The 25,679-nt window shown below is 64.4% G+C and carries 22 protein-coding genes and 1 pseudogene; 11 read left to right on the top strand and 12 right to left on the bottom strand.

Going from position 1 to position 25,679, the window contains the following annotated elements:
* Positions 1-65: 65 nt before the first annotated feature.
* From IEW87_RS01855 to IEW87_RS01845, 3 genes are read left to right on the top strand one after another with little or no spacing between them, the layout of a single operon-like run.
* Positions 66-1,613 (top strand): aldehyde dehydrogenase family protein, encoded by a 1,548-nt coding sequence (locus tag IEW87_RS01855; RefSeq protein ID WP_229730843.1) that lies wholly within the window; start codon positions 66-68, stop codon positions 1,611-1,613.
* A complete protein-coding gene (locus IEW87_RS01850; protein WP_188710618.1) occupies positions 1,610-2,131 on the top strand; it encodes a nuclear transport factor 2 family protein in 522 nt (173 codons plus the stop codon). Before IEW87_RS01855 ends, IEW87_RS01850 begins: the two co-directional genes overlap by 4 nt.
* Before the next feature lie 57 nt (positions 2,132-2,188).
* A complete protein-coding gene (locus tag IEW87_RS01845) occupies positions 2,189-3,619 on the top strand; it encodes a carotenoid oxygenase family protein (protein WP_188710617.1) in 1,431 nt (476 codons plus the stop codon).
* Between the two features lie 654 nt (positions 3,620-4,273).
* Here the strand turns inward: IEW87_RS01845 and IEW87_RS01840 are convergent.
* Positions 4,274-5,329 carry an amidohydrolase family protein gene (locus IEW87_RS01840; protein ID WP_188710616.1) on the bottom strand — a complete coding sequence of 352 codons (1,056 nt, stop codon included), beginning with the start codon at positions 5,327-5,329 and terminating at the stop codon, positions 4,274-4,276.
* A complete protein-coding gene (locus tag IEW87_RS01835) occupies positions 5,326-6,894 on the bottom strand; it encodes an aldehyde dehydrogenase family protein (RefSeq protein WP_188710615.1) in 1,569 nt (522 codons plus the stop codon). Before IEW87_RS01835 ends, IEW87_RS01840 begins: the two co-directional genes overlap by 4 nt.
* 170 nt (positions 6,895-7,064) lie before the next feature.
* Between IEW87_RS01835 and IEW87_RS01830 the strand changes: the two genes are divergently transcribed.
* From IEW87_RS01830 to IEW87_RS01815, 4 genes are all read left to right on the top strand, one after another.
* Positions 7,065-8,171, top strand: coding sequence for an NAD(P)-dependent alcohol dehydrogenase (locus IEW87_RS01830; protein ID WP_188710614.1), 1,107 nt, complete (start codon positions 7,065-7,067; stop codon positions 8,169-8,171).
* Positions 8,172-8,330: 159 nt separating this feature from the next.
* Positions 8,331-10,190, top strand: coding sequence for an ABC transporter permease (locus IEW87_RS01825; protein WP_188710613.1), 1,860 nt, complete (start codon positions 8,331-8,333; stop codon positions 10,188-10,190).
* A 33-nt stretch (positions 10,191-10,223) separates the two neighbouring features.
* Positions 10,224-11,369 (top strand): ABC transporter substrate-binding protein, encoded by a 1,146-nt coding sequence (locus IEW87_RS01820; protein ID WP_188710612.1) that lies wholly within the window; start codon positions 10,224-10,226, stop codon positions 11,367-11,369.
* 39 nt (positions 11,370-11,408) lie between these two features.
* A complete protein-coding gene (locus tag IEW87_RS01815; protein WP_188710611.1) occupies positions 11,409-12,500 on the top strand; it encodes an ABC transporter ATP-binding protein in 1,092 nt (363 codons plus the stop codon).
* Here the strand turns inward: IEW87_RS01815 and IEW87_RS01810 are convergent.
* The 4 genes and pseudogenes from IEW87_RS01810 to IEW87_RS01790 form a co-directional block, all read right to left on the bottom strand.
* Positions 12,484-13,563 (bottom strand): alpha/beta hydrolase, encoded by a 1,080-nt coding sequence (locus IEW87_RS01810; RefSeq protein ID WP_373285081.1) that lies wholly within the window; start codon positions 13,561-13,563, stop codon positions 12,484-12,486. The genes IEW87_RS01815 and IEW87_RS01810 overlap by 17 nt on opposite strands.
* A gap of 109 nt (positions 13,564-13,672) precedes the next feature.
* A pseudogene (locus tag IEW87_RS14975) lies at positions 13,673-13,959 on the bottom strand (transposase); the annotation flags it as partial.
* 152 nt (positions 13,960-14,111) lie between these two features.
* Complete coding sequence (locus tag IEW87_RS01795) at positions 14,112-14,888, bottom strand: ABC transporter permease (protein WP_188710609.1); 777 nt, start codon at positions 14,886-14,888, stop codon at positions 14,112-14,114.
* A complete protein-coding gene (locus tag IEW87_RS01790) occupies positions 14,885-15,604 on the bottom strand; it encodes an ABC transporter ATP-binding protein (protein WP_188710608.1) in 720 nt (239 codons plus the stop codon). The genes IEW87_RS01795 and IEW87_RS01790 overlap by 4 nt, the downstream gene beginning before the upstream one ends.
* A gap of 129 nt (positions 15,605-15,733) precedes the next feature.
* Here IEW87_RS01790 and IEW87_RS01785 point away from each other — a divergent pair, with 129 nt between their 5' ends.
* Complete coding sequence (locus IEW87_RS01785; protein ID WP_229730841.1) at positions 15,734-16,984, top strand: sensor histidine kinase; 1,251 nt, start codon at positions 15,734-15,736, stop codon at positions 16,982-16,984.
* Positions 16,977-17,633 carry a response regulator gene (locus IEW87_RS01780; protein WP_188710607.1) on the top strand — a complete coding sequence of 219 codons (657 nt, stop codon included), beginning with the start codon at positions 16,977-16,979 and terminating at the stop codon, positions 17,631-17,633. Before IEW87_RS01785 ends, IEW87_RS01780 begins: the two co-directional genes overlap by 8 nt.
* Positions 17,634-17,758: 125 nt before the next feature.
* Here IEW87_RS01780 and IEW87_RS01775 read toward each other — a convergent pair whose 3' ends face one another.
* Positions 17,759-18,439 (bottom strand): GntR family transcriptional regulator, encoded by a 681-nt coding sequence (locus IEW87_RS01775; RefSeq protein ID WP_188710606.1) that lies wholly within the window; start codon positions 18,437-18,439, stop codon positions 17,759-17,761.
* 493 nt (positions 18,440-18,932) lie between these two features.
* On the opposite strand from IEW87_RS01775, the gene IEW87_RS01770 reads away from it, so the two are divergent.
* Both IEW87_RS01770 and IEW87_RS01765 read left to right on the top strand, forming a co-directional pair.
* Positions 18,933-19,856: an NAD(P)-dependent oxidoreductase gene (locus tag IEW87_RS01770; protein ID WP_229730839.1), complete on the top strand. Its 924-nt coding sequence runs from the start codon at positions 18,933-18,935 to the stop codon at positions 19,854-19,856.
* Entirely contained in the window at positions 19,853-20,713 is an 861-nt protein-coding gene (locus IEW87_RS01765; RefSeq protein WP_188710605.1) for an aldo/keto reductase, read from the top strand. Before IEW87_RS01770 ends, IEW87_RS01765 begins: the two co-directional genes overlap by 4 nt.
* Positions 20,714-20,720: 7 nt before the next feature.
* Here the strand turns inward: IEW87_RS01765 and IEW87_RS01760 are convergent, their stop codons facing one another.
* The 5 genes from IEW87_RS01760 to IEW87_RS01740 are packed head-to-tail and all read right to left on the bottom strand — an operon-like array spanning position 20,721 to position 25,674.
* The gene (locus IEW87_RS01760) at positions 20,721-21,866 is read right to left on the bottom strand and encodes a Gfo/Idh/MocA family protein (protein WP_229730837.1); all 1,146 of its coding nucleotides are present in this window, start codon (positions 21,864-21,866) and stop codon (positions 20,721-20,723) included.
* Entirely contained in the window at positions 21,863-22,630 is a 768-nt protein-coding gene (locus tag IEW87_RS01755; RefSeq protein WP_188710604.1) for a ThuA domain-containing protein, read from the bottom strand. Before IEW87_RS01755 ends, IEW87_RS01760 begins: the two co-directional genes overlap by 4 nt.
* 22 nt (positions 22,631-22,652) lie before the next feature.
* A complete protein-coding gene (locus tag IEW87_RS01750; RefSeq protein WP_188710603.1) occupies positions 22,653-23,525 on the bottom strand; it encodes a carbohydrate ABC transporter permease in 873 nt (290 codons plus the stop codon).
* Positions 23,522-24,436, bottom strand: a complete 915-nt coding sequence (locus IEW87_RS01745) for a carbohydrate ABC transporter permease (protein ID WP_188710602.1) — start codon at positions 24,434-24,436, stop codon at positions 23,522-23,524. The genes IEW87_RS01750 and IEW87_RS01745 overlap by 4 nt, the downstream gene beginning before the upstream one ends.
* An 8-nt stretch (positions 24,437-24,444) precedes the next feature.
* Positions 24,445-25,674 carry a sugar ABC transporter substrate-binding protein gene (locus tag IEW87_RS01740; RefSeq protein ID WP_188710601.1) on the bottom strand — a complete coding sequence of 410 codons (1,230 nt, stop codon included), beginning with the start codon at positions 25,672-25,674 and terminating at the stop codon, positions 24,445-24,447.
* Positions 25,675-25,679: the final 5 nt, after the last annotated feature.

The following is a 25,679-nucleotide window of genomic DNA, read 5'->3' as shown; positions in this document are numbered from 1 at the left end:
AGCCTTTGCCCATAGTGATCTCTGCCCACTGTCGCCCGCGACATGAGCATCGAGAAAGTCATGTCGTGGGCACCGTGACACCCCGAAGTCGCGGCTGGTTCACTCAGTGCCGTCGGGCTCCGAACGCGCTCGACGGCACACACTTCAACGACGAGGAGACGGGTGCGATGGTGAGCGCACGAACGCTTCCGGTACGAAACCCCCGCACGGGTACGCCCGACACAACGATCACGGTGGCCACGCCCGATGAGGTCGCAGCCAAGGCCGCAGCGCTTCGCGCGCAGCAGCCCGCGTGGGAGGCCCTCGGCATTGCCGGGCGCGTCGCCGTGATGCGCCGGTGGTTGGGCGAGGTCGCTCAACGTGCGGTTGAGATCGGCGAGCGTGATGCCGCTGATACGGGTGGTGTCTCCACCTCGTGGTCACAGGGGTACATCACGATGACCAACATCGACGGCTGGGTGCAGGATGCCGAAGAGGCGCTGAATCGCGCATCCGTGCACCGGCATTCGGCATCCATGCCCGACGTCGAGGTGCGCACGCAGCTTGTGCCTTACTCGCTCGTCGGAGTGATCTCGCCGTGGAATGCGCCGATGATGCTCGCTCTTCTCGATGCGATTCCCGCCTTGTTCGCGGGCTCGGCCGTGCTGCTGAAGCCCTCGGAGGTCACACCTCGATTCTTGGAGCCGCTGTTCGCGTCGGTGCGCGCGGTGCCCGAGCTGGCGGCCGTCTTTGATTACGTCGAGGGCGATGGGCCGGTCGGTGCGACGCTGATTGAGCACGTCGACATGGTCTGCTTTACCGGGAGCGTCCCGACCGGCCGCAAGGTCGCCGTAGCGTGCGCCGAACGCCTGATTCCGGCGTATCTCGAACTGGGCGGCAAAGATCCCGCAATCGTCACGGCGTCAGCAGACCTCGACCGTGCTGTGATGGCCGTGCTCCGCGGCGGCGTCTACGCCACCGGCCAGGTCTGTTACTCGATCGAGCGCGTCTACGTGCATGAGAGCATCCATGACGAGTTCGTAGCGCTGCTCGCCGAGAAGGCGCGCGCAGTCGCGCTTAACGACGAGGATGTCAAGGTCGGCCACCTCGGCCCGTTCATCTTCGAACGCCAGGCCGAGGTCGTGCAGCGCCACCTCGATGACGCGGTGGCGCGGGGGGCGCGCATCGTTGAGGCCGGTCAGATCGAAACGCTCGGCGGGGGCCTATACCTGCGACCGACGATCCTGGTCGACGTCACTCACGACATGCTGATCATGCGCGATGAGACGTTCGGGCCGACGATCCCGGTCATGGCTTACAGCGACATCGACGAGGCCATCGCGCTCGCAAACGACACCGACTTTGGGTTGACGGCATCCGTCATCGCGGGCGACGAGAGCGAAGCTCTCGCGATTGGGCGACAGATCAATGCAGGGTCACTCTTCTTGCAAGACACGTTTCTCACGTTCGGCAAGATGCGCACGGTCGGCACGAATGCGTTCGGCAACTCGGGGATCGGCGGCGCGCGCACCGGGCCCGACGCGATCCTGCGGTTTCTGCGGCGCAAGGCGCTCATGACCAACCACGGCACGCCCGCCGATATTCAGAACGACCGATTTGGAGTGAAGCAATGACCGCCGATTGGAAGCTGACCGCAGAAGACCGCCTTGAGATCATGGAGCTCTACGCGCGGTACGCGTGGGGCATCGATCTCGCCGATGAAGAGATGGCGCTGTCGGCGTTCGCCGACGACGGTTGGTTTGAGCACCTCTGGCAGGGGCGCGTGCAGGGTCACGATGCGATCCGCGAGAACCTGCGTTCGCTGTGGAACGACCGCCAGCACTGGTGGTACGGACGCCAGCACCTGATGGATCACTTCATCATGGATCCCCTCGATCAGCCTGGCGAGGCGAAGGTGCGGTGCTTCTTTCAGATTCTGCAGTTCAACGTCGACTACGGCACGAACTTTGTTTTCGGCATCGGCACTCGCACCGATCACGTGACCAAGCGCGACGGCCGGTGGCTGTTCCAGTCGCTGACCGTGAACGCGTGGACCTCGCTCGACCAGGTGCCCTGGCAGGGGGAACTGCACCTCAAGGGCCGCCCGAAGTACACGATGCCGCCCGCGAGCGACGTGCATCGCACGGCGTGACACGCGCTCGAACCCGCTCGCTTGACAACCGCACTCAACGATGAGGAGTACCCACTGATGACCGATCGCACTGCCTCGGCTTCGTACCGGCAAGCCGCCTTCCACCCGATTCCGAGCTTTTACGGCAAGAGCCTCCCGACCGTGCGGTTGGAAGCGGATGTCTACGACTGCGAGATCGAGGGCATCGTGCCGGCCGAGCTCAACGGCACGCTCTACCGTCTTGGTGGCGACACCCTGTATCCGGTGCTTGGCGACGACGACAACATCATCAACGGCGACGGGCTGATGCTCAAGTTCCGCATCGAAGACGGGCACGTCGACTTCCGTTCGCGGTACGTCAAGACCGAGCGCTACCTCACCCAGCGCGCTGCGCGCCGCCGCCTTTACAACGAATACCGCAACCCTTACACCGACGAGCCCGACGCCCCGCAGATCGCCGACCGCGACAACACCGGCAACACGTTCGCGCAGTGGTTCAACGGCAGACTCTTCGCGTTGCGTGAAGACTCGCACCCGTACGAGATCGACCCGGACACCCTTGAGACGCTCGAGAAGTTCGACTTCGACGGCAAACTCAAGAGCAAGGCCCTCTCGGCACACACCAAGATCGACCCCGTCACCGGTGAGTGGTGGGCGTTCGGCCTCTTCGCCGACCGCCGTTTCGATGGCGAGGTGGCGCTGATCGTGGCGGATGCCGATGGCAACCTGATCCGCGAAGAGCAATTCCAGGCTCCGTATCCGGGCCTTATGCACGACTTCGCCGTCACTCGCGAGCACGTCATCTTCGACATCCAACCGCTGACGGTTGACATCGAGCGCGCGAAGGCGGGCGGAGATTTCTACGCCTACGATCCCGAGTTGCCGTCGATGTGGGGCATCATGCCGCGCTCTGGAACCGTCGCCGACATCCGTTGGTTCCGCGCCCCCGACGTCGTTGTTGGTCACATCATGAACGCGTACACCGAGGGATCGACCGTCATCGTAGATGCTCCCGTCTCGCCCGGAAACCCATTCCCCTTCTTCACCGGAGTGGACGGCAACCCGACCCCGGTCGACGAAAGCTTCGGTCTCATCACTCGCCTCACCTTTGACCTGGGCGCAGACGGTGACGAACCCACCGTCGAGCCCATCGAGGGTGCAGTGGGCGAGATGCCCCGCATCGATGACCGCTTCGCGATGGAGAAGTACCGCTACGGGTTCTTCAAGAGTGCCGAGGGGATCTCCCGCATCGACTGGGCCACGCGTGAGATCGCGACGTTCCCCATGGCTCCCCCGTCACTCGCGCACGAGCCGATTTTTGTGCCGAGATCGGCCGACGCAGCCGAGGGCGACGGGTTCATCGTGACGGTGGTCAATCACTATCACACCAACCGCGGCGAGCTTTTGATCCTCGATGCGACCGACCTGGCTGCCGGCCCCATCGCACGGGCGAAGATCCCCTTCGCACCGCACTTCACATTCCACGGCAGCTTCGCGCACAACGTGTGAGGCGGGGTGCAGCACCTCTGATCCTTCAGCGGGTGCTGCGCCGGGGGCTCAGGGGCGGTGAAGCTCCACCCCGCTGCCGCCGAACTCAGTGAAGTGAATCTCGACACCGCTCGGGGTGAGGCTGACCTCGTTTCCCGGACAGGTGGTTGGTTGGTCCGGCTGCCAGCGTGAGCTGGCGTCGTTCGTACGATAGCGGGCTGCGGTAGCCGATCGCGGAGTGGCGCCTCTGGGCGTTGTACCAGCCGTCGATCCAGACGTAGGCGCCGCGGCGGGCGGCGTGGATCGATGTCTATGGGTGCCAGGTGGCCGGACTGATTCCGGTGATCCCGTCTGCCTGCATGAGTTTCGCGACGGTCTTACGTGCGATCGCCACCCCGGCAACCTGCAGGTCCGCATGGATCAGGGGAGCCCCAGCTGCCATAACCGTAACGTCTCCGGACTCATCCCCAGCACACCCGCGACGTGCCGGACTGCGCTCATCATGCTCGGATGCTCGGGCCGCGCCTCCACGAGCATCCGCAACGCCCGCTCACGCATCTCCGGCGAATACTTCCTGTTCATCGAGTTCCATCGTTGCTTGAAAACGGAACGAAATTCAGGCCGATTCACCGACCGCACGGTCGGGGCGTTTGTCGCCGCCTACAGCCGCGGGGGCTACAATCGCGGCAGCTTGAACACCCGCTCCGCGATCCCCTGGAAGAACTCGTACCGCTCCTGCTCGCTGTACGACAGCGCATCCATCTGCGCCACCTCGTCCAGCTCGTACTGGTACGGGTAATCCATCGCATACATCACCCGGTCGTTGCCGAGCACCGAGCGCGCAAAGGTAATCGCGGGCTCCCACGGCATCCCACTCGTCGTCAACCAGATGTGCGTGCGCAGGTACTCACTCGGCTTCTGCTGCAGAGGCTTGATCGCCTCATAGCGACCGGATGCCACCTGCTTCTGATGCATGTGATCAATACGCGACAAGAAGTACGGCAACCCCTCACCCAGGTGCCCCACCACGACACGCAGATTCGGCACGCGATCGAACAGGCCGCTCGTGATCATGCGCAGCAGGTGCAGGCCGGTCTCAGCGGCGAAACCCCACACGGCACCGTCGAGACCAGCCTCGACATACGGCGAGATCGCCGCATCAGGAAGCGTCTGAGGATGCAGGTACACCGGCACATCAAGATCGGCGGCCGCCTGCAGAATCGGCAGGTACTGCGGCGCATCGAGGTAGGTGCCCTTGATATGCGAGTTCGCGATGAGGCCCTTCAGGCCAAGCGTTGTCACAGCGCGTTCGAGCTCTTCAACGGCCGACGGCGCGTCTTCGAATCCGACGGCGGCAAGGCCCGAGTAGCGCGTGGGATGTGCCCGCACCGCCTCTGCGATGCGGTCATTCGCGAGTCTCGCAAAGTCGCGGGCGGCATCCACCGACAGCACCTGAGTGCCGGGCGAGGTGAGCGAGAGAATCTGGTGGTCGATGCCCGCAGCATCCATGTCGGCGATGCGTCGCTCGCCGAGATCGGCGAGACGCGACACGACCTGCTGGGGTTGCGGGTGGGACGACTGCAAGAAGTAGCCCATGAGTGATCGAAAGCCGATCTCGACGTTGTCCGTCTTCAACAGACGCAGATATTCATCGATGAGTTCTTGCGGCGCGTAGGCCTCTTCGGTGGCAATCCGGCGGTACGCGCGCGCGGTTGAGCTTTCAGTACTCATTTCTGATCTCCCTTGACCGTGGTTTCTTTCTGGGCGAGCTGCATCCAGCGGTCCAAGCCCGGTAGCGTCCGAGCGGCATCCTCAAACCCGACAATCGCGTGCTCCTGCGTGCAGTGGTGCAGTGAGTACAGGCCGTGCGTGCGCCCGAGCCCCGACTGCTTCACCCCGCCGAATGGTGTACGCGGCACCGAAGCGCCGAGGCGGTGCGCGTTGATGAAGGTGCTCCCGGCCTCAATGCGGCGCGCCACAGCCTCGGCGTGCCTGAGGTCGTCTGACCAGATGCTCGACGCCAGTCCGAACTCCGTGCGGTTGGCCTCTCGCACGGCGTCGTCATCGTCGTCAAACGCAATGATCGGCAAGATCGGCGCGAACTGCTCGTCGAGCACCAGCTCGTGATCGGCGGCGATGTCGGTGACGAGGGTGGGGCGCACGTAGAACCCGTCTTCCCACCGGGCGGTCGCGCCGCGAGTGCCGAGCTCTTCGACTCGCGCTCCGGCATCCCGTGCGGCGGCAAGCAGGCGCAGTGCGTTCTCATACCCGTCACGGGTGGTGAGCGGGCCGATATGTGTGGCTTCGTCGTTGGGGTCGCCCACAACGACTCGCGAGAGCACGTCGCGCAAACCCACCACGACCTCGTCGTAGCGGTCGCGGTGCACATACAGTCGCTTGATGTTGAAGCAGATCTGACCGGTCATCGAGAACGCGCCGGCGATGAGTTCGCTTATCAGCTGCGGCGTGACAGTCGCGGATTCGAGAACGATCGCGGGGTCGTTGCCGCCAAGTTCGAGCGCCACCTTCTTGACCGTGCTCGACGCGGCAGCGGCAATCGAGCGGCCTGTCGCGGTGCCACCGGTGAAGATGACGGCGCGCACGTCGGGATGCTCTGCAAGTCTCTGCCCCACGACGGCACCCCGTCCGGGCACGATGTTGAGCACGCCGGGTGGCAATTCAGCGGCGAGAATGCGCACGAGTGCGGTGAGCGCCAACGGTGCCTCGACGGGCGGCTTCACGACCACGGTGCAGCCCGACGCGAGCGCGGGCGCCACACCATTGAACGTTAAGAAGAGGGGTGTGTTCCACGGCCCGATCACGCTCACGGGGCCCACCGGCACGTGACGGATTCGCACGAGAGTCGCCCCCGACGTGCCGTCTTCGCCCGTGTAGTCCTCGCGCCCAGATTCCTCGTCGACAAGCCGGATGAAGCCGCGAAGCAGCGCGAGCGACCCCGCGACATCGCCGAACGCCTCGTGTCGGATCTTTCCGACCTCGAAGCTGACGGTCGCGGCGAGCTCACCGACCTCCTTCTCGGCCACCGTGATGGCGTGGCGAAGCTGCTGACCGCGCTCCGCCGGGGAGAGGTCTCGCCATGCGGGAAAAGCGGCGACGGCCGCCGCGACGGCGTCGTCGGCGGCATCCGCATCGCCCAACTGAACACGACCGACTTGCTGGCCGGATGCCGGATCAAGCACGGGCACATACGCGCCCTCGTCGCGAGAGATGCCGTTGATGTAGGCGGTTGCATCGCGCCACTGCGGGCGCACCATTGCGCTGGGAATGTGTGTCACCCGCACACTCTCATGCAGCGACCTGCGCCCCGTCACTGTGGGCGGCGCGCAGAAACCGGCGCGACCTCGGGTGTCGACGACAGTGATCGAGTGTCGGAACTCCACCACCATCTCAACCGATGGGCGCCGATGCCTTCCGGTGACCATCGCTCACCGGAAGGAGCCCGCGCATGCTGACCTCAGCTGCCATCGCCGTCGAACCGGGTCAACCCCTTCAGATTGCAGACATCACGCTCGACGACCCGCGCGATGACGAAATACTCGTCGATGTGCGCGCCACCGGCATCTGCCACACCGACATGTCGGCCGCGGCGGGACGCCTGGGGGTCCAGATGCCGGTCGTGCTGGGGCACGAAGGAGCGGGTGTCGTGGTGGCGGTGGGCTCGCTCATCACCAGCGTCGCCCCCGGCGACCGTGTGATTCTCGCGCCCGACTTCTGCGGGCGCTGCGACCAGTGCCGTACCGGCTTCACGACTTACTGCGAGAAGTCGCGCGCACTCATCTTTGCCGGCACGCGCGAAGATGGCTCCACGAAAGCGCACCGCGATGGTGCGCCCGTGCGGGCGGGCTTCTTCGGTCAGTCCTCCTTCTCGCGCTACGCATTGGTCACAGAGCGCAACGTTCTCAAGGTGACAACGGATGCCCCGTGGCACGAGCTCGCCGCACTCGCGTGCGGCGTCAGCACCGGGGCAGCATCGGCCCTTCTCGCCCTCGATGTGCGTCCGGCGCACTCCTTCACGGTCTTCGGTGTAGGGACAGTGGGTCTAGCTGCGATCATGGCCGCACGGATGGCGGGGATGCGGTCGATCATCGCCATCGATCGGCATCCCGAGCGCCTCGAGCTCGCCAAGACACTCGGCGCGACGTCCACCCTCAACACAGACGAGGCGTCCGACATCGCCACGGCACTGAAAGACCTCACTCGTGGAGGCACCGATCGCGCCCTTGATACGACCGGTGTCCCCGCGCTCATCGCGTCAGCCGTCGATGCGCTCGCCATCCGCGGCGTGTGCGGATTCGTCGCAGGGATGGGCGCGCACATCGACATCGATCTCGGCCCGATGCTCGTCAAGGGCGCGCAGCTTCGCGGCATCATGGGCGGCGACGCGACCGGACTCGTCTTTCTCGCCGACCTGGTCGCCGCGTACGAGGCGGGGGACTATCCCATCGACCGCCTGATCACCACCTATCCGCTGGCAAACATCAATGAGGCGTTCGCCGATATGGCATCCGGCCGCACGGTCAAACCCGTGATCACCTTCGCTGACGCCGGGTGAACTCTCGACTGGTGCGCAGACACAACGACTCGCGGCCCCTTGGTGCGAGACACCAGCGAAGCCGCCGCCCGCCGCAGTCATACTGACCACACCCCGATCCCGCACGATACCTCCGGCACGTCGCGATCGCCGAGTTCACACCTCAATGGAGAGGAAGCGATGACCCGCACTTCTGCACCCCCACCTTCGCATCAGGCGAACTGGTGGCGGCGCCAGTGGGCGCTCTACCCCGTGCGCAACATTCAGATCGCGATCGCGATCGTTGCCCTTGCGCTCTTCGCCTCGCCCGTCATCGCCGTTGTCATCAGCGCCTTTCGCACCACCCCGTTCAACGGTGAATGGTCACTCGAACCCATCACTCAGGTCTTCTCCGATTCCGACACCTGGGTCGCTCTCGGCAACTCCGTGTTGCTCACGGTCGCCAGCGTCATCCCCAGCATGATCATCGCGACCTTCTTCGCGGTGCTCGTGACCCGCACCGACTCGCCCCTCAAGTGGGTCGTCACCATCACGATGGCGATTCTGGTGGCAACCCCGCCGATGTTCTATGCCGTGGCGTGGGGCCTGCTCGGCAACAGCACGGTCGGCATCCTCAACGTGATTTTGCGCGGCGGTGAGCCGTGGGGTTCGGGTCCCCTCAACGTCGAATCGTGGTTGGGTCTCATTCTCGTGTCGATCTTCCGCGGCACGGGGTTTATGTACCTGCTGCTGCTCGGGCCATTCAGCCAGATGGATCGCTCCCTCGAAGAGGCAGCGCGCGTGAGCGGCGCCGGCGCCATCCGCACCTTCTTCGGCACGCAGCTGCCTTTGCTTCTGCCGACACTCACGAGCGTGCTCATCATCGCCACGGTGGCATCGATCGAAGCGTTCGACGTTCCGGTTGTGCTCGGGGTTCCCGCGGGCATCTACGTGTTGCCCACTGAAGTCTTCACATATCTGTATGACTCCACGAGGCCTCTCTACGGGCAAGCGAGCAGCGTCGCCGTCATCCTCCTGCTGATTTTGATCGCGCTGCTCATCGTCGAACGAAGACTCCACGGGCGACGGCGCTTCACCACGGTGAGCGGCAAGGGCGCACGCACCGCGCTCTGGAAGCTTGGCGCATGGCGGATGCCGATCGCGATCACCATCATCGTGTTCTCCCTCGTCGTCGTCATCATGCCGACACTGCAGCTCGTGTTGACCTCGCTTGCCCCGTACTTCGGCGCTCAGGGAGTGTTCACCCTCGACAACTTCGCCACTGTGCTCGGCGACCCGGCAATTATCGGCATCCTCGCTTACACGGCGAGCGTCGCTGCGGCCGCCGCCGCCATCGCCGTCGTCGCCGTGATCGTCTTCGGGTGGGCCACGCGGATGCGCCGCGGCCCCCTCGCGACGGTGATCGACACCAGCCAGGTCGCACCGATGATCGTGCCCGGTCTGCTGCTGGGTATCGGACTCATCACCGTGGTGCTGTTCACCCCGCTCGCGAGCGCATACGGCACGTACTGGCTGCTGATGGTCGCTCTCTTTATCGCCATCGTTCCGCTCGCGAGCCGCGCAGTCGCCGGCGCCCTCGCGCAGATACCTGAAGAACTCGAAGAAGCCGCTCGCGTCTCGGGATCATCTCGCGGTCGCGCCCTGGTGGGCGTCGTCTTCCGCCTGTTGCTTCCGAGCGCCCTCAACGGCTGGTTGCTCTGCTTCGTCGTCGTTTCGGGCTCGCTCGCCGTCCCGCTGCTGCTTAGCCCCCGTGGGCAGACCCTGCTCGCGGTCAAGGTGTACGACCTCTACACGTCAGCCAACGTGGTAACCGCCGCCGCCATCTTCGTGCTGTTCGTCGTCGAGATCCTCGTCATCACCCTTCTCGTCGAGATCGCCAAGCGCCTCCTCACCCGCGCGCGCCTCCCCCGGCGACTCCCCTCAGCAGACGTCGACCGCGACTGGACCGGCGCCACCCGCGTCGCCCTTCCCCCGCACGACTCGAAGAGCGCGCTTGCACCCGCGGCTCCTCGAGGTCAGACATCCACCCACACCCGATAACCACCCGGCCACCCCGATGGAGTAGTAATTCACATGAAATCCAAGAAACTGTCTACCGCAGCGCTCTTACTCGGTGCCGCCCTCGTCATCTCTGGATGCGCGGGCACGACAGACGCACCCAGCGACACCAGCACCCCCGATGACACCGACTACATCGTCGATGCCGCGGCCGAAGGCATCACCGAAGAGCAGGCCGCATACCTGACCGAACTGTATGAAGCCGCACAGGACGAGGGTGGCCTCACCATCTACTCCGGCACCCCAGACGACCTCGTCGAGGTCTACGCCCTCTTTGAAGAAACCTTCCCGGGCGTCTCGGTCACCGCCGAGGGCCTGATTGGCGCCCCGCTCGTGCAAGCGCTCTCGACCGAAAATGCATCCAACAATCACGTCGCTGACATCCTGCACAACCCCGACGCGCAGCTCTACGTCAACGAGAACGCGGCGGGCGACTTCGGCGAGCCGTACGAAGTGCAGACGCTCGAGGTGCCGGAGGCACTCGCGGGCTCTGCCGACTCGATCATCGACCCCGAGCACCGGTTCAATGTGCCCTTCCTCGGGTATTTCGGGTTGGGCACCTTCTTGCCGCGGTCGAGCGAAGCCGGTGCGCCACCCGAGTCGTTCGCCGACCTCTCAGACCCGCGATTCACAGGGCTGATCGGCATGGGTGACCCCACCATCCCCGGCCCGCAGCAGGCCGCGCTTCTCTACCTGCTCAACAGCGGTGGGCTGACCGAAGAAGACCTCACAGGTCTCGGCGCAAACGCCAGCCTCAAGGGCGATTACGGTCAGGCGATCGGTGGCCTCATGCAGGGCGAGTTCCCGTTCATGTTCGGAGCTCCTGTATCGGCCGTCGTGAAGGCAGCGGATGCCGGCGCCCCGGTCGAGTTCCGCGTCTTCTCGGAGTACAACCCGCTCATCTCGCACAAGCACGTGCTGCTGCAGGGCGCACCGAACCCAAACACCGCCAAGCTCTACATAGAGTTCATGAACCTGCTCAGCGCGCAAGAACTGCTCGCTGAGGTCGGCTTCATGCCTCTCGACGAACGCGCCGCCGACCCGGCCGCACCGTGGACCTCGATCACCGAGAGCGGAGCGACCGAAATCGTCGACCACACCGTCATCGACGAGTCACGTAGCCGCCTGCTGCCACTCATCGAGCAGGCGTTCAAAAACTAGTCCATCGCTGTCAACGACCACTTCTCCGGAGCAAACAACATGCATGCGCTCAGCATCGAAGGTCTCGCCAAGCACTTTCCGGGCGGCAGCGTCGCCGTCGAAGGCATCAGCCTCAACCTGCAGCCGGGGTCGTTCACGACCCTGCTCGGGCCGAGCGGGTGCGGAAAGACGACAACCCTGCGCTGCTTGGCAGGACTCGAGGTGCCGGATGCCGGGCGCATCACCTTCGGCGACGACGTGTTCGTTGACGTGAAGGCCGGTCACTACACCGCCCCGAACAAGCGTCACCTGGGCATGGTGTTTCAAAGCTATGCACTCTGGCCCAACAAGAGTGTCATGGCGAACGTTGCCTACCCTCTGCGTCTGCGCGGCACCGGCCGCGCCGACGCAGAGGGCAAGGCGCGGGATGCGCTGAGCACGGTAGGGCTCGTCGGATACGAGCACCGCTACCCGCACGAATTGTCGGGCGGCCAGCAACAGCGAGTGGCTCTCGCCCGAGGGCTCGTTTCGGCACAGGGCCTTCTTCTGTTCGATGAGCCTCTCTCCAACCTCGATGCCAAGTTGCGATTGAGCATGCGCACCGAAATCCGTCGCCTGCATGACGCACTCGGCTACAGCTCGGTGTACGTCACGCACGACCAAGAAGAGGCGCTCGCGATTTCCGACTACATCGTCGTGCTCAATCAGGGGCGCGTCGAGCAGGCAGGCAGTCCGCACGAGATCTTCGCAAAGCCGGTCTCACCCTGGGTCGCCGACTTCGTAGGCTTTGACAACATCTTCGAGGTCGACACCGCGAACAGTTCAGAAGAGCGCATCGCTCTCGTGGGCGGTGGAGAACTCGCGGGCGATGTGTCACAGTCAACGCTCCGGCGGCACGGATCCATCGCATTCCGGAGTGCTGACGTGCGGTTTGCCCAAGAGCTGGCGCCTTCGTCGTGCGTCACATTCCGAGGAGTCGTGCGTGCGTCAAGCTACCTCGGTGACGCGTACCGCGTCGAAGTCGAGGTCGCCCCCGACACTCGCGTTATCGCGACGATTCCCGACTCGTCTCGCGAACAGGTGCAGGAGAAGTATCTGGGCGCAACGCACGAGTTCGCCGTGGAGACGACGTCGCTTATCGGCTTGGACTGATCGCCAGCGCTTCGCTGATGAATGTCAGCAGGGGGGGTCCGAGAATGTCATCCGTCGAACCGAGCCGGTACACCGTCGAGAGGTGATTCTCGCCCGGCACGAGATGCAGCGGCGCGAAGGTGCCGTGAGTGTCGGTCCACTGCTGAGCCATTGTGAGCGCGTGCGCGAGAAACTGCGGCTCATCGAACTCCGCAACGGCGAGAAACAGCGGAGTGGTCGTTTCGATGACCGTCGAGAGCGACCCCATGTCGGCCCATCGGCTCAACTCATCGCCCCAGTAGGCGCGGTGCATGGGAAGGTCTGCGGCCGAGCCGACGTCGTACAGGCACGAAATCAGCGCCGCCCCCACGAGCTCGAGTGGCGGGGCAACGCGAGACGCCCGACCGAGGTAGTCGGCCACGTGCATGGCACCGGCCGACTGCCCGATCAAAAACGCTGAGTCGGCGGAGCCGCCGAACGATCCGATTTCATCGCGTACCCATTCCAGCGCCGCCGCGATGTCATCCGCGCCGTCGGGCCACGACGCCTCGGGGGCGAGTCGGTAGTTGATTCCGACCGCGACCAGGCCATGGCGCACAGCCCACACCCCGATGTTCGTGCCGAACGGGGAATCATCGCTTCCCTTGTTGCCCGCGACGAATCCGCCGCCGTGCACAAACACAACCACTGGCCGTCCACCAGGCGAGGCCGGGGGTGCCGGTGAGTACACATCGAGAACGTGGCGCTCGTGCAAGCCGTATGCGATGTCGCGCACAATTGCGACGTCATCAAAGGGGGCCGTCGGCAGCGCTTCGGCGCAAATTTTCTGCGTGCCCACCACCATGTCGGGGCTCAGATTCTGCCCTAGTTGGCGAATTCGTGCGGTGCGCTCTGCGCGCGCCCGGGCGTCATGAACGACATCGGTCATGGTGGGTCTCCTCGACAGATCAGTGGTGCCGCCCACGCTATCGAGCGGCCGCACCCGCCCTGATAGCTCGAACACCACCGTCGGAGACGGGTGACTGACGCTCGCGCCAGCAGAACGGGATGGCCCGGGTGAGCGCCCGTGCGTTCGGCAGGCCATTCTTTCTCTGCGCCGCGGCGAATCCGCGTGATGCCGTGCGTTCGCCTCGATATCGGCGCCAAATGGCCTCCCAAACGCACGACGGTCCGGCGGAAGACGCAGCTTCTTCTTCGATGCGAAGAAGGCGGCCGTTTTTCCCCAGGAACTCGTTGTCCATCCGCAGTTCCTGCACCTCGCGGCGCAACCGTTCCAGCTCCGACCGCTCATCCAGATCCAGCCGCGCGTCAACCCATCCCCGGCGCGGGCACATTCTTGCTGGACCCACCAGCCCAGCAACTGCTTACCGACGCCGATCTCCCGCGCGACCGCCGCGATCGTGCGACCAGTATCGATCACCAAACGCGCAGCCTCACGCCGATACTCCGGCGTATACGTCTTCCTCTTGCTCGTGCCCATCACGGACGACCTCCCCGACAAGCCCGCGAACACGCAGAACCCGCCTGGTCAGTGTCCGGAATTCGGGGTCAACCCCAGAACCTCACTCGCGAACGGACGCGGGGCGGATCCGCACTCGCGAACCCGCCCCACATCGCCGCCACGCCTGCCGCTTACGCGACCTCGCGCCGCGCGGTGCGCCAGAGGCCGAGGGCGAGCGGCACGCCGCACCACAGCGCCGTCGCCGTCGCGAGGCGCGCCCACTCCTCACCGGCCAACGTCCCGGCAAGCAGCGGCATGCTCGCCGTTGACAGATCGATCCACGGGATGACGTCGCTGAGCGCCGGCACGAGGACGAGCACGCTCAGCAGCACCGGGGCGATGATGAACGTGACGATCGCGAGCGGGGTGCTCAGCAGGGCGAGGCCGAGACCGACGCCCATCGTGACGTAGATCGCCATGCCGCCGACGTACCCGAGGGCGGATCCGAGTGACAGCGACCAGGACCCGCCGCCGTCGAACGCCGCGATGCCGACGAGATTCGCGATCGCCGCGGCGCCGAAGGTCGCCACGAGCATCCCGAGACCGAGAATCAGCGACGCGACGAGCTTCGCGATGTTGACGAGCGTGCGTCGCGGTTCGAGCGTGAAGGTGCTCAGCCCCGTGCGCTGCGACCACTCGCTCGTCGCTGCGAGGACGCCGAGGAACGGCAGCAGGAGCGCCCACCCCGCCGAGGCGAAGTCGATCAGCGCGGACCAGGTGAGTCCCTCCGCGGGAAGGATCCAGAGAGGCAGGGCCGACGCGCCCGCCGTGATGATGGCGATCGAGATCAGGATCCACAGCCCGGCACGCGTGTCGACCATCTTGCGCAGCTCGACGCGCACGAGGCGCGCGAACGACGGGCGGGTCCCCTCGAGAGCCGGTGTGTGTGTCGTGGTCATGGTGCTCATGCGGCACTCTCCGCGCGGTCGGTTCCCGCCGTGGCGGTGAAGAACAGGTCCTCGAGTGATCCGTCGGCGGTGAGCTCCTGGTGCGACCCCTGCGTGATCACGCGGCCGTGGCCCATGATCACGATGTCGTCGGCCGTCTGATCGACCTCCGCCAGTTGGTGCGAAGACAGCAGGACGGTTCCGCCTTCGCTCGCGAAGTCGCGCACGATGTCGCGCATCCAGCGGATGCCGGACGGATCCAGACCGTTGGCTGGCTCGTCGAGGATCAGCACGGCCGGGTCTGCGAGCAGCGCTTGCGCGATGCCCAGCCGCTGACGCATGCCGAGCGAGTAGCCGCCGGTACGACGCTTCGCCTCCTTCTGCGACAGCCCGACGCGGTCGAGGGCGCGGTCGACGGCACCGCGCCCGAGGCCCATCGTCATCGCCGCGAGCGTCAGCGTCTCGTGGCCGGTGCGGCCATTGTGCATGGCGGACGCGTCGAGCAGCACGCCGACATGGCGACCGGGATTGGGGACGTCGACGAACGGCACCCCGAGGATCCGGGCTTCGCCCGAGTCCGGTCGGGCGAGACCCACGAGCATGCGCATCGTGGTGGACTTGCCCGCGCCGTTCGGCCCGAGGAATCCCGTGACCCGGTAGGGCTTCGCCGTGAACGACACGTTGTCGACGGCGACGGTGTTTCCATACCTCTTGGTGAGTTGATTCGCTTCGATCATGTCTCCACGTTCCCGCGGAACGACCCCCGGCCACATCGCGCGGCAGGCTGGTTCGTCTCCACCGATGGGCGGAGCGGTTCGAGCCTCGAGGCGGAGGAGACGCGCGCACCACCTCAGTAGGCTCGACGCGTGACGACAGCGGATCCACGATTCGAGTACGCGACAGGCACCCGCCTGCGTGCCTGGTCGCGCGTGTGGCGCTATCTGCTCGTCGTGCTGATGGCCGTGTTCGGCCATGCCATGATGTACGGATCCCTGATCCTGGTCGCGGAAGTCGGTGCGCTCACCGTCAACGCCGAGGACGTTCCCGAGATGGCGATCGTTCTGCTGATGGCGGGCGTCGACGCGCTGGTCTGCGTACTGGCAATCGCTCTCCTCCCGCTGCGGCGGCGGGCGCCGGCGACGATCGCGACGATCATCGCCGCATTGAGCAGCATCTCGTCGGCGACGGGATCCGGGCCGGCGATGCTGGCGGCAGTCTCCAACGCGACGCATCGCCGGTGGGGCCCGATCGTGATCAACGGCGTCGTCTTCGTCGCGGCGCTGATGACCTTCTACGTGCTCTTCCCCTCCCAGGCGTTCGGTCCGACGCCCGACATCCTGATGTTCGTCGGCGCGATCATCACCTTCCTCGTTCCGGCGGGGTTCGGGCTGTTCATCGGCGCGCGCCGCGCGCTGCTGGCCTCCCTGCACGAGCGCGCCGTCAAGGCGGAGCGCGAGCGGGCGCTCGAGGTCCACGCGGCGCAGGCGGGAGAGCGCACGCGGATCGCACGCGAGATGCACGACGTCCTCGCACATCGAATCTCGCTCGTTGCGATGCACGCCGGCGGCCTTGCCTATCGTGACGATCTCTCGCGGGAGGAGACCGCGTCCGCGGCGAGACTCGTCCAGGACAACGCCCGACGCGCGCTCGCCGAACTGCGACAGGTGCTCGGCGTGCTGCGGCCCGATGGGTCGGGCGTTGAGCCGCCGCAGCCCACGCTCGAGGTGCTTCCGGCCCTGATCGCCGAGGTGCGCGAGGCCGGCGTCGACGTCGACCTCGAAGGCTCGCTCGCGGAGGGCGACCCGCCCGACCTCGTCTCCCGCACGGCGTTCCGCCTCGTGCAGGAGGCGCTCACGAACGCGCGCAAGCATGCACCCGGCGCGCCGGTCCGCGTGCGCGTCGATGGGCGACCCGGAGGTCTGCTCGCGATCGAGGTGACGAACGGCTCTGCCGCGCCTGGCGTGCGCCCCGTTGTCGCAGACGGGTCGGGGCTGGGGCTCGCAGGCCTGGCCGAGCGGGTGGACCTCGCGGGCGGCACGATCGACTACGGCCCGGACGGCAAGCACGGCTTCGCCGTGAGAGCCTGGCTGCCATGGGAAGGGGAGACCGATGACTGACGTCACGCGCGTCGTGCTGGTGGACGACGATCCGCTGGTGCGCGCCGGCCTCACGATGATGCTCGGCGGCGGCTCGGGGATTGAGGTCGTCGGCGAGGCTCCGGACGGTCGCGCGGGCGTCGAGCTCGTCGCCCGCCACACACCGCACGTCGCGCTCATGGACATCCGGATGCCGATCATGGACGGCCTCGCCGCGGTGCGCGAGATCGTGGCGGCGGGGTATCCGACGCGCGTCATCGTGCTGACGACGTTCGACACCGACGACATGGTGCTGAACGCGCTCCGGGACGGCGCCGCCGGCTTCCTCCTCAAGGACACGCCCCCGGCCGACCTGGTCGACGCGGTGCATCGGGTCGCGCGGGGCGAGCCGATGCTCTCGCCGAGCGTGACGACCCAGCTCATCGCCGCCGCGACGAATAACGCCCACGTCCCGAACGACGGCGTGCGCGAGGTCGTCGCGTCGCTGACCGAGCGCGAGCGCGAGGTGGCCGCGGCGGTTGCACGCGGCCTGTCCAACAGCGAGATCTCCGCGGAGTTGTTCATCGGCGTCGCGACAGTGAAGACCCACGTCGGCAACCTGTTCACGAAATTCGGAGCGGCGAACCGGGTGCAGCTTGCGCGCCACGTCCACGACGCCGGTCTGCGATAGCCGGTATGGGGGTGGGGTACCGGCCTACGTCACATGTGTGTGCAGGCGATTCAGCGCAATCAGGTCCACGAGCGACGGGTAACGTGAGGAGCGGGCGCTGGCTCTACCTCACCGCATCAGCCTCGCTACGTTGAGGGGCCCGTCGTCGACTCGATTCGATCCAAGAGTCGTGTCTTCGCGCGCTCCAAATGCGCGAGCAATGCCGCTTGCGCTGCTGCAGAGTCTCCTGTGGCGATCGCAGCGAGGATCTGGTCGTGTTCGCTCACGATCGTCTCCGAGGGGCTCGTTCGATGGGCGAGATACTGCCCCATCGTCAATTCCACTTCACCCATAATGAGTTCGTGCATTCTTGCCAGGCGGGTGCTGCCGGAATCGGCGACGAGAGACCGGTGAAAACGCATGTCGGCAGTCACCTGATCGGAGAAGTCGGAGCGTTCCACGGCTGCCTCCAAGTCCGCATGAGCCCGCAATGCGGCACGGGGTGCCATGTTCGAACCCGCCAGGAGACTGACGGCGCAGGATTCGACCGCCTGACGACCCACGAAGATATCGACAACGTCAGCCCCATTCAGCGTTGGCACGGTTGCTGTCTTGTGGGCCGATCGAGTCAGGAGGCCTGTGGCGGCGAGACGTTCCAATCCTGCGCGTGCTGTCGGACGAGCCACGTTGTACTCGGCCGCCAGGCGTGCCTCGGTGACCTTCTCTCCCGGCGCGATGTCGCCTTCGACGATGCGTCGGCGTACGGCGTCATACAGTGCATCCGTTAGCGATGCAGTACTCAGCATGAATCCTGAATCTGCTGCCATTTGCTTACCTTCTCACACTCCAGATTTGATCATTGAATATCTCACGCGGGCAGCCGACCACGACGCTTGCCCACCCGGACACGGCCGCCCTGTGACGAAAGCGACTTGCTTCGCCGGCGCGTGCTGAAGCGGTGTTTAACGCGACTGAAGGTGCTTCGAAAGCGTTGGCGTTGACAAACTGGAGCGTTTCGAGGGCCACGAGAATTCTATCCGCCCCGGTGTCTTCCGAGTCGACGAGGATTGGGTCTTCGCACCCGATCTGAGTCATGGCGAACGCTTTGTGACGTCCGATCGCCTCGAGGGCGCGCTGGGTTGCCGTGATGCCGCGGTGATCTTTGGAGGATGGACTTTGTGCGTGGATCGCCGACCGTACGGGCGCGCCGCGTGCGCGAACCCATGCCCCCATATCACCACCCGCAACGTCGTCGTCATTGAGACCCCAATGTATTGATTGTTATACAAGTGCATTTGCAATACACTCTAACCAATCTGGATGTTCAAGCCAACATTCCCAGCCGTCATGATTGGAGAACGTGTGCTTCCACGGATCGGGTTCATTGGTGCTGGCGTGATGGGTGCGCCGATGATCGCCAACCTCACCAAGGCAGGGGTCGAGGTGGTGACTCTGCCGCGTTCCGACAGGTCGCGAGAACGCGCCGCCGAGGCTGGGGCGATGGAGGTACACGGAGTTGTCGAATTTGCTCAGCAATCCGACGTCGTCATCACGATGCTTCCCGACAGTCCGGACGTGCACGACGCCGTGATTGATTCTGGCCTCATCGACCATTTGCGCCGAGGCACGATTGTCGTGGATATGAGCACGATACGGCCAGATATGGCGCGGCAGATCCACGCTGCGCTTGCGCCCGCATCAGTTGGAATGCTGGATGCCCCGGTCAGCGGCGGCGAGGCCGCCGCGATCGATGGAACTCTGAGCATCATGGTTGGTGGCGATGCTGGCCTACTCGATCAGGTCCGGCCGATCTTGACGTCTTTAGGGACAACTATCACTCATGTCGGTGGCCCCGGAGCAGGACAAGCGACGAAAGCCGCGAATCAGCTTGTCGTCGCCGCGAACCTTCAGGCTCTGGCCGAGGCGATCGTCTTGCTCGAGGCGACCGGTGTCGATGTGGAAGCCGCTCTCACGGCGATCGGTGGAGGGCTGGCCGGTTCGACTGCGCTGGAGCGCAAGAAGAAGGCATTCCTCTCGGATGACTTCAGGCCGGGGTTTCGAATTGCGCTTCATGACAAGGATCTTGCGATCGTCGAATCCACCGCGCGAAGCGCAGGAATCGCACTGCCGCTCTTCGCGGTTGTGAGTCAGATCGTGGCCTCTCTCAAAGCCACCGGGCGGGGCGACCTCGATCATGGAGCTCTCCTTCTTCTGGCCCGTGAGCTAAACGGGACTACGCGATGAAGCAGCGGAAAGTGGGCGACCGCCTCGTCGGGCCGATTGGTCTCGGGACGCAGAACTTATCGGTCGCGGGTCGACCAGACCGAGAGACGGCCGTTGCGACGATCCACGCGGCGCTCGACTCCGGTATCAGCCTGCTCGATACATCCGACGCCTATACGACAGAGGCTGATGGCCAGGGGCACAATGAGTTGCTGATCGCCGAAGCACTTGCATCGTATTCCGGCGACTCTTCGCACGTATTGGTCGCAACCAAAGGCGGACTCATCTTCCGAGATGAAGGGCCGTGGATTCGGGACGGGTCACCAGCGCATCTCATCGATGCCGCAGGGGCGTCCCGCCATCGTCTCGGCGTCGACACTATTGACCTTTACCACTTCCACCGTCCGGATCCCGATCGCGACTTCAGTGCCTCAGTCGATGCACTGGCGTACCTCGTCGCGAACGGCACGGTGAGGAGGGTGGGCCTTTCGAACGTCACCGTGGCGCAGATCGAGATCGCTCAGTCGGTTCTCGGTGAGCACCTGGTGTCGATCGAGAATCAGTACTCACCTTTGGCACGTGTTGATGAGGCGGAGTTACGGTATGCGGACAGCCGAGGCCTCGCCTACCTCTTGTGGGCACCGCTTGGCGGCGTCGGACAGGCTGCTGTTCTCGGCGAAGCTGCGCGCGCGTTCCGGTCGGTTGCCGAGGAACTGGGCGTGAGCCCGCAGCGCGTCGCGCTGGCGTGGGAGTTGACGGTGAGCGGCACGACAATACCGATACCAGGAGCAACGACACCGGAGCAGGCCATCGATTGCGCGGCTGCCGTTGACTTGGTCCTCAGTGCGGAACAGCTTGCGCGCCTCACCGCGCCGTGAAGTGAACTTAGTCCTTTCCTCGTGCGAGGAGACCATTGCGGGACCAATTCTCGAGGACCTGGCGAGTCGACGCATCCGCCTCGTCGTGAAGGGCATCTGCCAGAGCCTCGTTGAGCAGGTCCGCGATGATCACGCGCTCCCCCGTCTCCGACGCGCGGACGGCGGCTTCGACCATGAGTAAGCTCTGGATGTTTTCGCCGATCTCGCCGCGCGTCGCCTTGCCGGTTCGAAGGGTTCGGACGAATTCGATCAGGGAGCCGTGGATGCTCTCGCCCGGTACGTCGGGAACTTCGGCCACTTGCTCGGGCCCGTCGTCATATTGAATTCGAGGGGCTCCCTCGCCATCCCAGAGCGTCGTGCCACGCTGTCCGCTGAGCCGCCACTCGCCGTTCCACGACGTCTCGAGTCCCGGACTACACCAGCTCGCGGTATAGGCGAGCCGTGCGCCGTTCGACATCGTGAACGTGGCCACGACCGATGCGTCGCCGGCGTACCAGCTCCAGGACGGGTTGAACTCCTCGCACACCACGGAGACGGGTTCGGCGTCGAGGAGATAGCGTGCGGTGTCGAACGGATGGATTGCCATGTCCAGCAGGAGCGGGTGCGACATCGACTCCCTGAATCCGCCGAAGTGCGGTGCGCGGAAGAATTGGACTGAGATGATGCCCACCTCCCCGACCGCACGCGCGGTCCCGCGGAGCGCGTGCACGTTCCGGTTATAGCGACGCGACTGGCTGACGACGAACAGGGTTCCGCTGTCTCGCGCCGTCGCGGCGAGCGAGAGAGCTTGCGCCGCGGTCGCGGCCGCTGGTTTCTCGCCGAGCACCGGAATGTGTGCACGCAGTGCCTTCCAGGTGACAGCGTGATGAGCAGTTGGGACGGTAGCGTCCACAATCGCATGCGCTCCTAGTTCCGTGGCCAGTTCCGTTGCGTCCGAGCCAACGCGTGCTTCCACGCCGAGTTCGGTGAGCGCGCGTTCTGCTACTTCCGGGACCAGATCTGCCACTCCGACGAGGTCGACTTCGCGGTTGCGCGCAATCGCATCGATCCACCGCTTTCCCATCGGGCCGGCGCCCGCGACGACGAGTCGTAGCGGGCCGTCATCGACCACGGGTGAGAATTTACCGGGCTCGTCCAGCTTCAACGACGTCACGCGTCCACCTGCGACTCGAACCAGCCCTCGGAGAAGCGGGCGAGCGTCGGCACGTCCCTTTCGCGCGAATCGGGACGCGCCCACCTCACCGCGTTGGCGAGAACCTGCCGGACATTCGAGTGAAAGTACACAGGGTAGGCCTGGTCGCCGGGGCTGAAAAAGAAGATCCTCCCCTTCCCGCGGCGAAATGTGCACCCACTGCGGAACACCTCGCCTCCCGAAAATGAACTGATGAAGACAAGTTCATCCGGGGTGGGGATGTCGAAGAACTCACCATACATTTCCTGCTCTGGAAGGACGATGGGGCTCGGCACTCCTTGAGTGATGGGGTGACTGGGGTCGACCGTCCATACGAGTTCTCGGTCGGCTTCGTTGCGCCACTTGAGCGTGCACGTCGTGCCCATGAGCGACATGAAGATCTTCGACCAATGCCCAGAATGGAGCACGATGAGTCCCATTCCTCCGAGGACGTGTCTTTTCACCCTCGCGACGACTTCGTCGGACACCTCATGATGAGCTTTGTGGCCCCACCACAGCACAACATCCGCGTTGGCGAGGGCACTTTCGCTGAGCCCATGTTCAGGTTCGTCGATCGAGGCCGTGCGGATCGAGATCGGACCATCGAAATGATTCTCAAGGCCCTCGGCGATCGCGGCTGCCATGCCGTCAGGGTAGAGCTGCTGCACGATGGCATCGGTCTGCTCATGGCGCCCCTCCACCCAGACGATGACGTTGGTGGTCGTGCGTGTTGAAGTGGTCAACATTACGTGCCTTTCGGTTGTGAGGTCACTTCAGCGCGCCCGAGGACGTGCCAGCCGCGATGTATTTCTGGGCGAAAAGGAGGAATGCCAGAGCGGGGATGGAGGCAAGTGTCGCTGTTGCCATCACCGCATTCCACTCGATGTAGTCGGAACTGATGTAGTTGTACAAGCTCAGCGTCACCGGTCGCACGTCGTCGGTCGTGGTCAGTGTGAGCGCGAAAAGGAAATCGCCCCATGCATCCATGAAGGTGAAGATGGCGGCTGTCATGATCGCGTTCTTGCTGACCGGTAGCACGATGGACACGAACGCGCGAAAGTAACTGGCTCCGTCGACGCGGGCGGCTTCGATCAGCTCTCTGGGAAGGGCCTGCATATAAGCGCTCATGACAAGCACGGCGAACGGAATGCTCGTGGTCGCGTTCGCGAGGACGAGCCCCGGTATGGAATTGAGCAGACCCCACGAGTTGTAGAGGGTGTACAGGGAGTTGGCGACGATGATGCCCGGGATCATCTGCGTGATCAGGATGAACCCGAGGATGAGTCGTATGCCTCGTAATCGGAAGTGCGCCACGGCGAACGCGGCCGGTGCGGAGATGGCCAGGCATAGCACGACCGAACTCACCGCGATCGTGGCGCTGGTCGCGAGCGCCTTTCCCTGCTGGGAGAACGCCTTGATATAACCGTCGAAGGTCGGCTCGAGCGGAATGATGCTGCGGGTCAACGTGGTGCCGGTAGGGGCGAATGAACTGTTGACCATCCAGTAGAACGGGAACAGCATCGCTACCACGAGGGCGAAACCAAGGACAGTGTTGCCGATGCGCCTTGCCTGGCGCGGACTGAGTCGGCTGCGCCGATCAAGGGACGGTGACGTTCTCGCATGCGCCATGGTGGTGGTCATGAGTTCATCGCCTTCCGATTCAGACGCAGATAGACAGCCGCGAAGATGAGTGAGATCACGATGAGGACGTTGCCGAACGCCGCACCCAGGCCGAAGTTGAAGTTGACGAAGGACGCTTCGTACGCCTGCAGCGCCAGTGTCTGGGTTGCGTTCGCCGGGCCTCCGCCAGTCAATGCCAGGACGATATCCAATACCTTGACCGTGTAGATCACACCCAGCAGCAGGACCACCATCACGACCGGACGAAGCATCGGAAGCGTGATCCACCAGAATGTCTGCGCGCGTGATGAGCCATCCAAAGAGGCGGCCTCGTACAACTCGGTCGGAATGTCTTGGAGCCCCGAATAGAGGATGACGACGTTGAATGGGATGCCGATCCAGACGTTGACCAGGATCACCGCCAGCAGCGCGACATCTGGGTTCGTCAACCAAGGTATGGCAGACAGCCCGAGTGATTCGAGCGCCGCGTTGAAGATGCCGCTGTCGGTGTCGAGAATGCCGCGCCAGACAGTGCTCGAAACCAGCAAGGGTAGCAGCCAAGGCAGCAGGAGCAGAGAGCGCAGGATGATGCTGAGCGGAAACCGGCGATTAAAGAACAGCGCCAGCCCCAATCCGATGCAGAACTGCAGGGCGATGCTGCCGACGGTGAATAGGAAGGTATTCATCAGAGCCCGAGGAAATACGGGGGCGGTGAAGGCGTCGATATAGTTCTGAAGGCCGATGAAGGGCGCTTCACCCGTAAAGAAGGTTCGCGTCGTGTACTCCTGGAAGCTCATGGCCGCGTTCTGCACGATCGGATACCCGAAGAAGATCGCGACGAAAATCATTGCGGGCAGGAGGAAGGCCCATTTCACTGACCTGTCGCGCACGATCGCGCGCCGGCGTAGTGAAATGACGGAAGGATCGCTCATTGTCGACCTCAGCGGATCGTGCTGGCGGCAGAGTTGAGAGCTTCCTCAGCGGTCTGCTGCCCTGTAAGAGCGGATTGGAGTGCCGTGTGGATGGCGGTCGCTGTCGCAGGCCAATCGACGCCGAGTTCGCGGGTGCGGGCGCGAACATGCTTAACCGCTTCAACGGACGTTTCGATGTAATCCAACTCATTTTGCTTGGCGAATTCCGCCGCAACGGAGACGTTCGACGGAATCGCACCGTTAGATTCTGCGTTCGCCGTCTGGTTCTCGTCGGAGTTCAGGCATTCGAGAATCTTCGCCGCGGCCGCTGCCTTCTCAGGGTCGCCGGTGACAGGCAGAGTCCAGACTTTTCCGCCCAGTGGGGTGGCGAGATTACCGCCGTCGGGCGTGGGGAATGTCGACACACCCCAGTTGAGGTCCTCCACAGCGTTCAGCGTTTTGAAGGTCCAAATTCCACCCTCGACCAAGGGAACTTCACCAGCGGTGAACTGGTCAAGCACATCGCCTTGACCCCAGCCGACGACGCTTTGGGACATCGATCCGTCCTTCATGAGGTCAACTACGAATTCGAGCGCCTCCACGGTCTCTGGGCTTGTGATGTCCTTCTCGTCGCCGCCATTCGACCAGATGTAGGGGAGGAATTGCCAAGTTCCCTCATAGCTTGCCGTTGCAGACATCGAGAAGCCATACCTGTCCGCCGTGGTGAGAGCGGCCGCGGCGTCGCGAAGCTCATCCCATGTAGCCGGAACATCAACGCCCGCTTCGGCGAGGAGATCCTTGTTGTAGAAGAGCACGAGAGTGTTGATGCTGGGCGCCAAACCGTAGACGTCCCCGTCCAGCGTCGAGGCTCCGAGCATTCCCTCGTTGTATGCCTCGAGATCAATGCCGAAGTCAGCGAGAGGGTGTAGGGCGTCGATGTCGGCAAACTGCACGACGTCGGGGTTATCGAGTTGCAAGAGGTCGGGGAGCGTCTGTGACGACGCGCGCTGTAGGACCTTCTGAACGACTTCCGAAGATGGCACTTGTTCTCGGGCAATGGTGATGCCTTCGGGTTCGCCGCATGCATCGAGCATTGCCGCGAGGTCTGTACTTCCCGGTTCGCTCGTGATGGAGTCCACCACGCTGATGGTTACGCCGGCGGTATCGGTCGCTTCCGATGCCGCACAGCCGCTGACACCGATGGTCAGTGCGGCGATGCCGAGGAACGTGACGGGTCGAGATAGCTTGCTGCGTGTCATTTCGT

It is taken from the genome of Microbacterium faecale, from assembly GCF_014640975.1.
GTDB lineage: Bacteria > Actinomycetota > Actinomycetes > Actinomycetales > Microbacteriaceae > Microbacterium > Microbacterium faecale.
The sequence above is the reverse complement of the archived record's forward strand: the minus strand, read 5'-3'. Positions and strand labels throughout refer to the sequence as shown.

Excerpts from the sequence above, each read along its gene's own strand:
- IEW87_RS01850 (WP_188710618.1), top strand. The coding sequence starts at position 1,610 with ATGACCGCCGATTGGAAGCTGACCGCAGAAGACCGCCTTGAGATCATG.
- IEW87_RS01845 (WP_188710617.1), top strand. The coding sequence starts at position 2,189 with ATGACCGATCGCACTGCCTCGGCTTCGTACCGGCAAGCCGCCTTCCAC.
- IEW87_RS01840 (WP_188710616.1), bottom strand. The coding sequence starts at position 5,329 with ATGAGTACTGAAAGCTCAACCGCGCGCGCGTACCGCCGGATTGCCACC.
- IEW87_RS01830 (WP_188710614.1), top strand. The coding sequence starts at position 7,065 with ATGCTGACCTCAGCTGCCATCGCCGTCGAACCGGGTCAACCCCTTCAG.
- IEW87_RS01825 (WP_188710613.1), top strand. The coding sequence starts at position 8,331 with ATGACCCGCACTTCTGCACCCCCACCTTCGCATCAGGCGAACTGGTGG.
- IEW87_RS01820 (WP_188710612.1), top strand. The coding sequence starts at position 10,224 with ATGAAATCCAAGAAACTGTCTACCGCAGCGCTCTTACTCGGTGCCGCC.
- IEW87_RS01815 (WP_188710611.1), top strand. The coding sequence starts at position 11,409 with ATGCATGCGCTCAGCATCGAAGGTCTCGCCAAGCACTTTCCGGGCGGC.
- IEW87_RS01810 (WP_373285081.1), bottom strand. The coding sequence starts at position 13,563 with ATGGCCTGCCGAACGCACGGGCGCTCACCCGGGCCATCCCGTTCTGCT.
- IEW87_RS01795 (WP_188710609.1), bottom strand. The coding sequence starts at position 14,888 with ATGAGCACCATGACCACGACACACACACCGGCTCTCGAGGGGACCCGC.
- IEW87_RS01790 (WP_188710608.1), bottom strand. The coding sequence starts at position 15,604 with ATGATCGAAGCGAATCAACTCACCAAGAGGTATGGAAACACCGTCGCC.
- IEW87_RS01780 (WP_188710607.1), top strand. The coding sequence starts at position 16,977 with ATGACTGACGTCACGCGCGTCGTGCTGGTGGACGACGATCCGCTGGTG.
- IEW87_RS01775 (WP_188710606.1), bottom strand. The coding sequence starts at position 18,439 with ATGGCAGCAGATTCAGGATTCATGCTGAGTACTGCATCGCTAACGGAT.
- IEW87_RS01770 (WP_229730839.1), top strand. The coding sequence starts at position 18,933 with ATGTTCAAGCCAACATTCCCAGCCGTCATGATTGGAGAACGTGTGCTT.
- IEW87_RS01765 (WP_188710605.1), top strand. The coding sequence starts at position 19,853 with ATGAAGCAGCGGAAAGTGGGCGACCGCCTCGTCGGGCCGATTGGTCTC.
- IEW87_RS01755 (WP_188710604.1), bottom strand. The coding sequence starts at position 22,630 with ATGTTGACCACTTCAACACGCACGACCACCAACGTCATCGTCTGGGTG.
- IEW87_RS01750 (WP_188710603.1), bottom strand. The coding sequence starts at position 23,525 with ATGACCACCACCATGGCGCATGCGAGAACGTCACCGTCCCTTGATCGG.
- IEW87_RS01745 (WP_188710602.1), bottom strand. The coding sequence starts at position 24,436 with ATGAGCGATCCTTCCGTCATTTCACTACGCCGGCGCGCGATCGTGCGC.
- IEW87_RS01740 (WP_188710601.1), bottom strand. The coding sequence starts at position 25,674 with ATGACACGCAGCAAGCTATCTCGACCCGTCACGTTCCTCGGCATCGCC.